Origin of the sequence: Rufibacter roseus (assembly GCF_001647285.1) — a bacterium.
Taxonomy (GTDB): domain Bacteria; phylum Bacteroidota; class Bacteroidia; order Cytophagales; family Hymenobacteraceae; genus Nibribacter; species Nibribacter roseus.
The window spans coordinates 37,850-49,461 of record NZ_LRML01000015.1; the positions used below are offsets into that span (position 1 = coordinate 37,850).

Here is an 11,612-nt window from a genome sequence, read left to right on the forward strand (position 1 = left end):
AGCTGTTGGAAATATTTTTTTTTAAAGGAATAGAAGCCTAATGTAACAGGTAAATCCCAATAATATTATTCTTACACAATATTTTAAATCTTTGTCTGTATGTTAACAATCTACCACAATAACCGCTGCAGTAAAAGCCGTGAAACTCTGGCACTTTTGCAGAGTAGCGGCCAACCACTTAAGGTAGTACATTACCTCACTGATACCCCTTCTGCCGAGGAGCTGCAAACTGTACTGGAAAAGTTAGGGCTTGGTCCGGAAGATATAATCAGGAAGGGCGAGAAGCTCTACAAAGAAGTTTACGCCGGGCAACACCTTACCCAACAGGAGTGGCTACAGGTGCTGGTGCAGAACCCAGTACTGATAGAGCGGCCCATAGTAGTGCACGGAAACAAGGCCGTAATAGGTCGCCCACCACAAAACGTACTGTCCATTCTCTGAACTAACAGGCAAATGCAGTGCAATTAAACAGCGAAATTGTATCACATTTTAGCTGCAGGCGGTATTCAACGGGTAAAAAGGTGGATTCAACGCGTTTTTAGAAGTGGGTTTTTTACTAACCGTTGATTTGTCCACTTTTATCTAGGTTAAACTACAGCTAATCTAAAATATAAATTGAGCTTAGTTTTTAGGGGCAACTTTGTGTCAACAATAACCCAAAAAAGCTTTGCCCCATGAAAACTTTAGTACTAGCCTTCGCACTTGCTCTTTCTTTTGCCGGTATATCTGTTGCAGGTTCTACCAGCAACTCTAACGCCGCCGCAGCCACTGCTTCTGCTCGTCAAATAGCTAATGCCTTAGAGTTGAATGAGGCCATGTACTTAAAAGTAAGAATTCTGGAGCTTAACAGAATTGAAGCCTTACAGCAAGGTGCTGCTGATGTAGATGTAATTAACGAAAACTATACAGTTGCTCTTCTGCAGATGCTTACCCCTACACAGCAAAAAGCCTACAGAGCTTTAACCGGAACCCAACTGGTAAAATATGCAACAAAATAAACGAAACACACTACCTTAAATCACTTAAAGACCCGCTTTCATAGAGCGGGTTTTTCTTTGTCTGAAGTTGATAAGTAGGTGGTTTTTTGCTGAGAATTTCAGCAATGTTTTGAAGAAATGCTTAGGGCAAAAAAATCCCTGTCTCTACCGAACAGGCCGAGACCAGGGATTGTTGTGGTAAACGAAAGCTTAAAGAGAGTTGAGCCAGGCCTTTACCTCATGCTCTGTTTTCCCTAGCTTTTGCTGGAGCTTGCCAATCCATTTGTCTTCCTGTCCCTCATCATAGGTCAGGTCGTCTTCGGTTAGGTCTGCGTAGGCCATTTTGATTTTGCCTTTCAGTTCGTTCCAGTTACCGCGGGTCCTATATTCTGCTTCGTCATTCATCTTCGTGTATGTATATGGTGAGATATAGGTATGTATTTATATACGCAGTAGCCAGTGCCGGAGTTGGGTGTACAAATACGGAAAAATCACGCCGTTACCTTTTAGACCTGATTTTCAAAAAGTAAGCCTAAAACAGATGGGCTAATTTACATACAAAACTACTGAAGCTCTAGCCCTTTCAGGTATTCTCGCAGCTGTTTAGGGTCTTGAAATTCTGTTATGCTGTACTGTAGCTGCTGAATCTCTTCCCTGATAGCATTTTTAGCTTTTCTGAATTTGGCTTCCATTTGTTTAGGGCTGCCACCGAAGTTGTTATAAAGACGACCTTCCGGACTGAAAAAGAAGTTGCTTTGTTCTTCCTGTAGTTCTCTTATCTGCTCTTTTAAAAGTTGAATGTAATAGGTGAGCTGTTCTTCTGGCACCTGGTCTAAATGCTGTTCCTGCTCATGCATAAACTCCATTTGCAGGCGCAGTAATTCATAAAAGTCGTCTTGGTTATACGCAATGGTCACTTTCTTCATGGCTTCCTCTTTCCAGATGCGGGCCGTAGGGTCCTGTTCTTTATCGGGGTGTAGCAGCTTTACCAAAGTGGTATAGAGTTTACGGGTGGCTTTGCTGATGCTCTGCAACTCCACCTTCATTTTTTCTTCCTTGGCCAACTGCGCTTTAGACTTTTGGCGGCTTGCCTGCTGCTGCTCGCGCTTTTGCTGTTCCTCCAGCATTTGTTTGTCTAGCCGGGCCTGAAGCGCCTCTAAACTATCCATGTCATCGTGCCCGAGTTCTATACCTAGCATTTTTTTGAGCGTTTGCTGCGCTTCTTCTCTGGCCTGGGCACTATTCTGCTGCGTTTCCTCTTTATAAGAAATCCGCACATATTTGTCGTGTAGCGTTTTTAGTTCTTCAATGCCGTTGTTTTTGAGCAGGGCGTGGGCAAGGTCTTTGATCAGGTGCGCCAGCTTCATTTTCTCCTGCTTAGGTAAAAAGTCCTGGTCAAAAGCCTCGTCAAGCATGTGTACATACCGTACCCGTTGCTGCACCAACTTCTGCACCAACGGGTGAATTTCTTTCTGCACTCTTGCTCGGGCTTCTTCCACAATGGTGTTCCGCTCCGCAATCTGAGCTTTTAAGGTGTCAATCTCAGTAATTCGGCTGTTAAACTGCTGCTGCAGCTGAGTAAGGCTAGAGGTTTCCTTCTGCTTAATTTGAGGGAGTTGGTTTTCTGGGGTAGAACTTTTCTTATCCATAACTGGGAAACGTATGAAATAGGCGGAATGGTAGGGGGCGCTTACCTAAGCTAGGTACTTTCTGATCTATAATGTGACTATTATAAACCAGATGCGGATGCTGAATTTTCATAAAAGCCAAAGCCACTCCTAGGTAAGGGGAGTGGCTTTGGCTTTGAAGGTCAATGGGTTTAAGCTTTCTCCGGAATTCGTTTTAAAGTCTCCAGTAAAAAGCCCCAGTACTTTTGAACTGAGCTTATCTGCACTTTTTCGTCAGGCGAATGGGCGCCCGTAATATTTGGGCCGAAGGATATCATTTCCATTTCTGGATAATGTGTGCCCAAAATTCCGCATTCCAAGCCAGCGTGGCAGGCGTTTACATGCGGCACGTCGTCAAATAGCTCACGGTATAGATTACTCATGGTTTTCACGATAGTGGAATCTGGATTAGGTGTCCAACCTGGGTAAGAGCCTTTGAACGTAACCTCGGCGCCAGTCAACTCAAACGTGCTTTGTATGGCTTGAGCTAAGTCATTTTTCTCAGTGTCTACTGAGGAACGGGTGAGGCATTGAATAGAGTAGGAGCCATCTTTCACCAACACACGGGCTAAGTTGTTTGACGTCTGCACCAGTCCCTCAATGGCAGGGCTCATCCGGTATATACCGTTGGGGCAGGCGTAGAGAACCCGTAACAACTGGTTCTGGAAATCAGAGGAAATAGAAACCTGAGGCAGGTCAATGACTTCCGACTTGATTTGGAGATTAGGGTCTGTTAAGGCATACTCAGCTTTGATGATTTCGGCCTGATTTTCCAAAAACTGCTCAAAAACATCGGCACGGGCCTCGGGTACGGCTATCTCGGCAAAAGACTCACGCGGAATAGCATTGCGAAGGCTGCCCCCGTCAATGCTGTACACACGGGCGTGCAGCTTATCGGCGGCCTGGTACAGCACACGGTTCATAAGTTTGTTGGCGTTCCCCCTACCCAAGTGAATGTCCATGCCCGAGTGGCCACCGGTAAGGCCGGTGAGGCTAAGGCGGTAACCTACAAAATCAAAAGGAATGTTTTCTTCATAATACACACCAGTGGCTGTGACATCAATGCCGCCAGCGCAACCAATGGTAAGTTCCCGGTCATCCTCGGTGTCTAGATTCAACAGAATAGAACCGCTGAGCAGGCCGCCTTTCAAGCCCATGGCACCGGTCATGCCGGTTTCTTCGTCAATAGTGAACAGGCACTCCAGCGGCGGGTGGGCAATATCTTGAGAAGTGAGCAGGGCCATCATGGTGGCTACTCCAATGCCATTGTCCGCACCGAGTGTAGTGCCTTTCGCTTTAACCCAGTCGCCGTCTACGTACATCTGTATTCCCTGGCTCAGGAAGTCAAAGTCAGTGTCGGCGTTTTTCTGGTGCACCATGTCTAAATGGCTTTGCAGTACCACGGTTTGCCGGTTCTCCATGCCCGGGCTGGCTGGCTTTTTTATGATGACGTTGCCTGCTTCGTCAGTAATTGTTTCAAAGCCTTGGCTGTTCCCGAAATCCTGCATGAATTTAATGATCCGCTCTTCTTTTTTAGAAGGTCTGGGAACAGAATTTAAGGCGGTAAAATGGCTCCAGAGGGATTTAGGTTCCAGTGATTGTACGTCTGCGCTCATATAAAATAACATGTGGTTTCAGGCCTGGGTAAGGCACGTTAAACCGTGGTGGGGGATATAATTCAGGATAAAGGTAATAAAGGTTTACGAGACCTAAGCGCGAAACAGCTATTGCTAAGCTGCTGTTTTCGGCCTGATTTTGCGAAAACAGACCTAAAACAACGGTTTTTCTAAAGAAGGCTGAGCTTTCCGAGTCGGGTGTTTTAAAACTACTTCTGTTATAAGAAGTAAAAGAGAATGATGAATCAACCGCACATTCAAATAATTAGTTGAACTATGGCAAAAGAAATGAAAGCAGCCTTTTATGAGGAGTTTGGTGGACCGGAAAAGATAAAAGTAGGCCAACTGGAGGTGCCTGAACTGAAAGAGGGAGAAGTGCTGGTGCGTATAAAAGCCGCCGGCGTGAATCCGGTAGATTATGTGGTGCGTGAGGGCTATTTAAAAGATATGATACCCACGCAGTTTCCGGCCATACCAGGTTGGGACGTGGCCGGCGTGGTAGAAGACCGCGCCTTTAGTGCCCGCCGCTTCAATGTTGGCGACGAAGTGTACGCCTACGCCCGCCGCCCTACCGTGCAGCACGGTACCTTCGCCGAATATATTGTGCTACCGGAGAGCTATCTGGCGCATAAGCCCAAGAACCTCAGCTTTGAAGAGGCAGCCGGTATTCCGCTGGTGGGGCTAACGGCGTACCAATCTATGTTTGATGTGGGTAACCTGCAGGCGGGGCAAACAGTGCTGATATTGGGTGCTTCAGGTGGTGTGGGAAGCCTAGGCATTCAGTTGGCCAAAGAGAAAGGAGTCACGGTCATTGGCGTAGCCAGCCAGAAAAATCATGCGTTCATGAAAGAACTGGGCGCCGACCACACCGTCACCTACAAGGACACTGACGTGGGCGCGGCGGTAAAGGAAATTTATCCAGACGGGGTTGATCTGATCTTTGACTGCGCCAGCGGCGAAACCCTGCAGCAAAGTTTGAAAGCCCTGAAATCTGGTGGTACTTTGGTTTCCATTCTAAACCACGGAGAGGACATAGACAAAAGCATAAACTTTCACTACTGGTTTGTGGAGCCTAATTCAACAGAGCTGGAGCATATCAGGGAAATAGCCGAGGCGGGTAAGCTAAAGGTACACGTGAGTGAGAAATATTCTTTAGATGATGCCTCCGAAGCTTTAAAGCAGATTGCCACGCACCACACAACAGGAAAAATTGTGGTGGTGCCGTAGTTCCTCAAGCCCAGAAAGAGGAGTTTTGCGCATATTTTTTGAAAAGCAGCCCCGAAATGCATTACAGTCATTCCCTCTCCCTTGGGGAGAGGGTTAGGGTGAGGGGGCAAACGGCAGCAACGAAGCAATTGCCGTTGAATATTCATAGACCAGCCTCATTTTCTTGAATAGCCGCTTTTACTATATGAACCGTATTTCCCCTCATCCTAACCTTCTCCCCAAGGGAGAAGGAACCCCGCTGAAGCGTTTTCAGGCTGATTTCTGAAAAACAGCGCAAGAATTAAAAGCTCTTGCAAGACCATACAGGTTTTTAAAACCTGTATGGTCTTTTTTATATCTTTAGATTTGCTAAAATTTATCTGTTAGCTAACCTCCATGAGAAAGTTTATTCTAATAGTTTTTTTACTCTGCCAGTTCTTTTCTTTCGGTCAAAAACCAAAGTTTGATTTGGTGCAGTGGGTGAACCCTATGATAGGCACGCACAAGATGGGCCATACGTATCCAGGAGCTACGGCCCCTTTTGGCATGGTGCAGCTCTCACCCGATACCGATACCATTCCGTACGCGGTGAACGGGAAGTACAACAAAGACGTGTACAAATACTGTGCGGGCTACCAGTACGATGACCCTACCATTGTTGGCTTCAGCCACACGCACTTCAGCGGCACCGGTCATTCTGACTTAGGCGATTTTCTGCTCATGCCCACTACCGGTAAACTGCAGCTGAACCCAGGCACTGAAACGCAGCCCGAGAAAGGCTATCGGTCTAAGTTCTTGCACGCCAATGAAAAAGCAGAGCCGGCTTATTACAGCGTGCTGCTGGACGACCACAACATTAAAGCCGAACTCACGGCCACTAACCGTGTGGGCATGCACCAGTACACTTTCCCAAAGTCTGACGAGGCGCACATCATTCTGGATTTGATGCACGGCATCTACAACTATGAAGACAAAAACGTCTGGACCTTCTTCCGGGTAGAAAATGACACCTTGGTGACTGGGTTTAGGCAAACCAATGGGTGGGCACGTACCCGAACTGTATATTTTGCCATGTCTTTTTCTAAGCCAATAGAGAGTTACGGAAACAAAGACTATGGCAAGGCGCAGGTGTATCGCGGTTTCTGGCGGAAGTTTGACCAGAGCAAAAACTTCCCAGAGATGGCAGGAGAGCAGCTACGGGCATACTTCAATTTTAAAACGGAGGAAGGGGAGAAGATAAAGGTGAAGTTCGCGCTTTCCCCTGTAAGTACTGAGGGGGCTCTGGCCAACATGCGCACTGAAATACCGCACTGGGATTTTGACCGTGTGAAGCAGGAGAGCCAGGCGCAGTGGAACCAGGAGCTGAGCAAGGTACGGGCCGTGCTGCCCACCAAAGATGACTACATCAATTTCTACACCGCTCTCTATCACACCTTCCTGGGCCCCACCACTTATATGGATGTTACCGGCCAGTACCGAGGTCTTGACCAAAATAACCACCAGGCCAACGGCTTCACCAACTACACCACGTTCTCCCTCTGGGACACCTACCGCGCCCTGCACCCTTGGTTTAATGTGGTGCAGCCCAAGCGCAACGCGGACATGATCAATTCCATGCTGGCGCACTATGACCAGAGCGTGCACCACATGCTGCCGGTGTGGTCGCACCACGCCAACGAGAACTGGTGCATGATTGGCTACCACAGCGTCTCCGTCATTGCCGATGCCATCATGAAAGGCACCTACACAGGTGACGCTAACCGTGCTTTGGATGCCTGCGTAGCCACCGCCCGCCAAGGCTACTATGATGGTCTGCAGTACTACATGCAATTGGGCTACGTACCCGAAGACAAGAACAGTTCTTCCGTTTCTAAAACTTTGGAGTACGCTTATGATGATTGGTGCATTGCTCAAGTGGCCAAGAAATTGAACCGCCAGGACGTATATCAAGAGTTTAGCCAACGTGCCCAGAACTGGAAAAATGTGTACGACAAGAGCATTGGCTACATGCGTCCTAAAATGAGCGATGGTACGTTCAAAAAGGAGTTCGATGTGCTGAGTACTCATAACCAAGGCTTCATTGAGGGCAACGCCTGGAACTACAGCCTTTACGTGCCGCAAGATCCGGCCGCTTTGATTCAGTCCATGGGCGGGAACAAGAAGTTCGTGCCCCACCTTGACTCGCTCTTCACCATGCACTTGCCCGATGAGTTCTTCGCAGATACGGAAGACATCACCCGCGAGGGTATTATAGGGAACTACGTGCACGGGAACGAGCCGGCTCACCACGCTGCTTACCTTTACAACTGGACAAACCAGCCCTGGAAAACGCAGGAGCGCGTGCGCATGATTCTGAAAAAGCAGTACCAATCCACGCCAGATGGCTTGGGCGGCAACGACGACTGCGGCCAGATGAGCGCCTGGTACCTGTTCAGCTCCCTCGGCTTTTATCCGGTCGCCCCTGGTTCTGAGCAATACGCTTTAGGCAGCCCTGCTGTCAAAGAAGCCACCATCAATCTGGAGAACGGCAAGACTTTTACCGTGGAAGCTAAAAACCAAAGCGATAAGAATGTGTTCGTGCAGAAGGTGGAGTTGAATAGTAAGCCGTTGACCCAACCGTTCCTGAACCATTCAGATTTGGCCAAAGGCGGGAAGCTGACGTTTTACATGAGCAGCAAACCAAGGAAGTAATTGATTGCTGATTGTTTGTTGTTGATTGTTTTATAAAGTTGTGCGTAGAGTTAGCGCAGCGCTCTACGCACTTGCTGGACAGCCAATCTTCTGATTGGCAAAACTGCAAAGGTAACGGCTACTGGCACAGACGCTCGCAGGTCCTCCGGACGCTACGAGGTCTTTTGAGCGGGCAGTTGTTCGTTTAGGCTACTGCATCTAATTTTATTTAACTACCTTGTTTTGAGCCTGTTTTTCAAAAACTAGCACAAAAACACCTCTGCAAATTTCTTAATCATCAAAATTAATAGAAGGAGTTACCCAAAGAACAATCAACAACTAACAATCAACAAACAAACAGATGGACCAGCGCATCATTAACCTCTTTGACGAGTACACCCACACGCCGCTCAGCCGGAAAGAGTTTATCAATAAGCTTACAAAGTTGACGGGCTCTTTGGCCATGGCCATGACGGTACTGCCGTTGCTGGAGAATAATTATGCCAGTGCCGCTACGGTAGATGACAAGGACCTGCTGACAGAAGAAATCACGTATTCTGGGGCGGAGGGTGTGGCTATGAAAGGGTTTCTGGCGCAGCCTAAAGGGAAGAAGAAGCTGGGCGCGGTATTGGTGATTCATGAAAACCGAGGGCTAAACCCGCACATAAAAGATGTTGCCAAGCGAGTGGCACAGGCAGGATTTCTAGCGTTGGCTCCAGATGCCTTGTCGCCGTTTGGCGGCACACCTGCAGATGAAGACGAAGCTCGTACCCTTATCTCCAAACTTTATACGCAACAGAACCTCACCAACTTTTTGAAAGGCTTAGAGTATTTGCGCACGCATAAAAACAGCAATGGTAACACCGGCTGCGTGGGTTTTTGCTGGGGCGGAGCCATGGCAGGACAGTTGGCGGTGCATTCGCCAGAGTTAGACGCTGCCGTGGCGTATTACGGTCGTCAGCCCAAGGCGGAGGATGTACCTAAGATCAAAGCGAAATTGCTGCTACATTATGGTGGACTGGATGAACGGGTAAACGCAGGTATTCCGGAGTTTGAGAAGGCACTGAAAGAGGCGGGCACCAAGTATCAGTTATATGTTTACGAGGGAGCCAACCACGCTTTCAACAATGATACCTCACCCACCAGATACAATGAGGCGGTGGCAAAACTGGCTTGGCAAAGAACCATAGCCCTTTTTGAACGAACGCTTCGGTAGCTAACCCGAATCTAATTTTGCGGTTGCGGATAGGATGCTGTAATTTCCCGTTTAAACAAAGAAATAAACTATGTCTTATACTCCCTCACCAAACCGTTACAGCCAAATGGAATACCGCCGTTGTGGCCGAAGCGGATTGAAATTGCCAGCCCTTTCGCTGGGGCTGTGGCATAACTTCGGGCATGTAGATGTGCTGGAGAATAGCCGACAAATCCTCCGTGATGCCTTTGATGCTGGTGTTACCCATTTTGACTTAGCCAACAATTATGGGCCGCCTCCCGGCTCTGCCGAAGAAAACTTCGGAAAGATTCTGAAAGAAGACTTCCGAGGCTACCGTGATGAGCTGATAATATCTACCAAAGCGGGTTATAAAATGTGGGAGGGGCCATATGGCGAGTGGGGTTCCAAAAAATACATGGTTTCCAGCCTTGATGCCAGCTTAAAGCGCATGAGCTTGGACTATGTTGATATTTTCTACCACCACCGTCCCGACCCAGACACGCCTTTGGAAGAAACCATGACGGCCCTTGACCTGATTGTGCGGCAGGGAAAGGCACTATATGTAGGTTTATCTAATTATGACGTGCCCGAAGCCACAAGAGCGCTGGAGATTCTAAAAGAACTGGGTACTCCTTGCCTTATCCATCAGCCGAAGTATTCTATGTTTGTGCGCTGGGTAGAAGACGGCCTGCTGGACTTGCTGGAGAAGGAGGGAGTGGGTTGCATTCCGTTCTCACCGCTGGCACAGGGCTTGCTCACAAACAAGTACTTGGGTGGAATACCGGAGAATTCACGTGCCGCTAAATCTCACGGCTTTTTACAGCGGGAAGACATAACCGCAGATAAGCTGGAGCAAATTCAACTGCTGAACGAGATGGCCGAGCAACGCGGACAGTCTCTGGCCCAGATGGCATTGGCATGGCTTCTGAAAGACCCACGCGTGACGTCAGTACTTATTGGCGCCAGCACACCTTCTCAATTGGCAGACTCCCTTAAATGCATGGACAATACCCAGTTCGGCACGGAAGAGTTAGACCGCATTGAGCAGATTTTAAAATAAATATAGTCTGCTGTTTTTGCCCTGAATTTAGAAAAAGAGGCCAAAAACGAAGAGCTGTAAGTGTACTCTTACAGCTCTTTTGTTAAATACTTTTTGCAAACTGAACAGGTGAATAATTTTTGAATTTCTCCTGAAAATGCTCCTATAACTCTTAAACATGAAACCGAGAATATGACTTCAACCAATAAGAAGGCAACAGTATTCTTCTTGCTTCTAGCATTCGTTTGTCTAGGCCTTCAGTTACAGGCTGTTGCAGCTCCTAAACCCGAATTCTACCAACTGAAGATTTACCATCTTAATAACCAAAAGCAGGAAGACCGGCTTGATGCGTTTTTAAAAGAGGCCTACTTGCCTGCCTTGCACAGAGCAGGCATCGCCAAAGTTGGGGTTTTCAAACCTGCCGAGGAGTTGGCAGAAAAGACAACCACACCTGCTAAAAAGTTAGTTTACGTGTTCATTCCCTTCAGGTCTTCTGAGCAGATGTTTCAGTTGGATTCTAAACTGCAGAAGGACAAACAGTTTCAATCTGCCGGAAAGGATTATTTAGAGGCGGCGCATAACAACCCAGTCTATGACCGGATGGAAGTAATTATGATGGAAGCTTTTGCAGGAAAGCCTGCTTTTTCAATGCCTAACTTGAAGTCAAATGCTGCTGATAGAGTCTATGAGTTACGGAGCTATGAAGCCGCCACTGAGAAACTCCACCAGAACAAAATTGACATGTTCAACAACGGGGAAATGGCCATTTTCGATAGACTGGGTTTCAACGCTGTTTTCTACGGTCAGGTAAAAGCCGGAAGTAAAATGCCTAACCTGCTATATATGACCACCTTTGAAAACAAAGCAGCCCGTGATGAAAAGTGGAAAGCATTTGGAGAAGACCCAACATGGAAGAAACTAAGCGCTATGTCAGAATACGCCAACAATTTTTTACGCGCCGATATTTATTTGCTTCGCCCCACGTCTTACTCTGATATTTAACCAGTCGCATTTTTAGCTTAATTTTGAAAATTCAGCCCTATAACGGAAACGGCTTCTTCATTTACTGAAGAAGCGTTTCCGTTTAGTAAAGTTACCCCTGCTCTTACTCTTGCTCTTTCGGATTTATCAATCCGAAAGTCCTCTGTCGGGGATTTCCTAATCCCCGTGCCCCATCAGAAGGCGCCAAGGGGATTGATAAATCCCCGACAGAATGGTTCA

At 47.5% G+C, this 11,612-nt stretch carries 10 protein-coding genes and 1 pseudogene; 8 read left to right on the plus strand and 3 right to left on the minus strand.

What is annotated here, in order from left to right; translation table 11 throughout:
* The first annotated feature begins 99 nt into the window (after nt 1-99).
* Both arsC and A8O23_RS17790 read left to right on the plus strand, forming a co-directional pair.
* Entirely contained in the window at nt 100-441 is a 342-nt protein-coding gene (gene arsC / locus A8O23_RS17785; protein WP_066624269.1) for an arsenate reductase (glutaredoxin), read from the plus strand.
* Nucleotides 442-674: 233 nt separating this feature from the next.
* A complete protein-coding gene (locus A8O23_RS17790; RefSeq protein WP_066624270.1) occupies nt 675-998 on the plus strand; it encodes a hypothetical protein in 324 nt (107 codons plus the stop codon).
* 189 nt (nt 999-1,187) lie between these two features.
* Here the strand turns inward: A8O23_RS17790 and A8O23_RS17795 are convergent, their stop codons facing one another.
* From A8O23_RS17795 to A8O23_RS17805, 3 genes are all read right to left on the minus strand, one after another.
* Nucleotides 1,188-1,382, minus strand: coding sequence for a CsbD family protein (locus A8O23_RS17795; protein ID WP_066624273.1), 195 nt, complete (start codon nt 1,380-1,382; stop codon nt 1,188-1,190).
* 158 nt (nt 1,383-1,540) lie between these two features.
* Nucleotides 1,541-2,626 (minus strand): hypothetical protein, encoded by a 1,086-nt coding sequence (locus A8O23_RS17800; RefSeq protein WP_066624275.1) that lies wholly within the window; start codon nt 2,624-2,626, stop codon nt 1,541-1,543.
* 170 nt (nt 2,627-2,796) lie between these two features.
* Nucleotides 2,797-4,260 carry an aminoacyl-histidine dipeptidase gene (locus A8O23_RS17805; RefSeq protein WP_066624277.1) on the minus strand — a complete coding sequence of 488 codons (1,464 nt, stop codon included), beginning with the start codon at nt 4,258-4,260 and terminating at the stop codon, nt 2,797-2,799.
* Nucleotides 4,261-4,548: 288 nt separating this feature from the next.
* Here A8O23_RS17805 and A8O23_RS17810 point away from each other — a divergent pair, with 288 nt between their 5' ends.
* The 6 genes and pseudogenes from A8O23_RS17810 (at nt 4,549) to A8O23_RS17830 (ending at nt 11,393) form a co-directional block, all read left to right on the plus strand.
* The gene (locus A8O23_RS17810; RefSeq protein ID WP_066624469.1) at nt 4,549-5,487 is read left to right on the plus strand and encodes an NADP-dependent oxidoreductase; all 939 of its coding nucleotides are present in this window, start codon (nt 4,549-4,551) and stop codon (nt 5,485-5,487) included.
* 375 nt (nt 5,488-5,862) lie between these two features.
* Complete coding sequence (locus A8O23_RS17815; RefSeq protein ID WP_066624280.1) at nt 5,863-8,157, plus strand: GH92 family glycosyl hydrolase; 2,295 nt, start codon at nt 5,863-5,865, stop codon at nt 8,155-8,157.
* A gap of 337 nt (nt 8,158-8,494) precedes the next feature.
* Nucleotides 8,495-8,560: pseudogene (locus tag A8O23_RS22120) on the plus strand (hypothetical protein); the annotation flags it as partial.
* Between the two features lie 153 nt (nt 8,561-8,713).
* Complete coding sequence (locus A8O23_RS17820) at nt 8,714-9,352, plus strand: dienelactone hydrolase family protein (RefSeq protein ID WP_455430886.1); 639 nt, start codon at nt 8,714-8,716, stop codon at nt 9,350-9,352.
* 70 nt (nt 9,353-9,422) lie between these two features.
* Complete coding sequence (gene mgrA, locus A8O23_RS17825; protein WP_066624286.1) at nt 9,423-10,412, plus strand: L-glyceraldehyde 3-phosphate reductase; 990 nt, start codon at nt 9,423-9,425, stop codon at nt 10,410-10,412.
* Nucleotides 10,413-10,583: 171 nt separating this feature from the next.
* Complete coding sequence (locus tag A8O23_RS17830) at nt 10,584-11,393, plus strand: NIPSNAP family protein (RefSeq protein WP_066624288.1); 810 nt, start codon at nt 10,584-10,586, stop codon at nt 11,391-11,393.
* Nucleotides 11,394-11,612 lie beyond the last annotated feature (219 nt).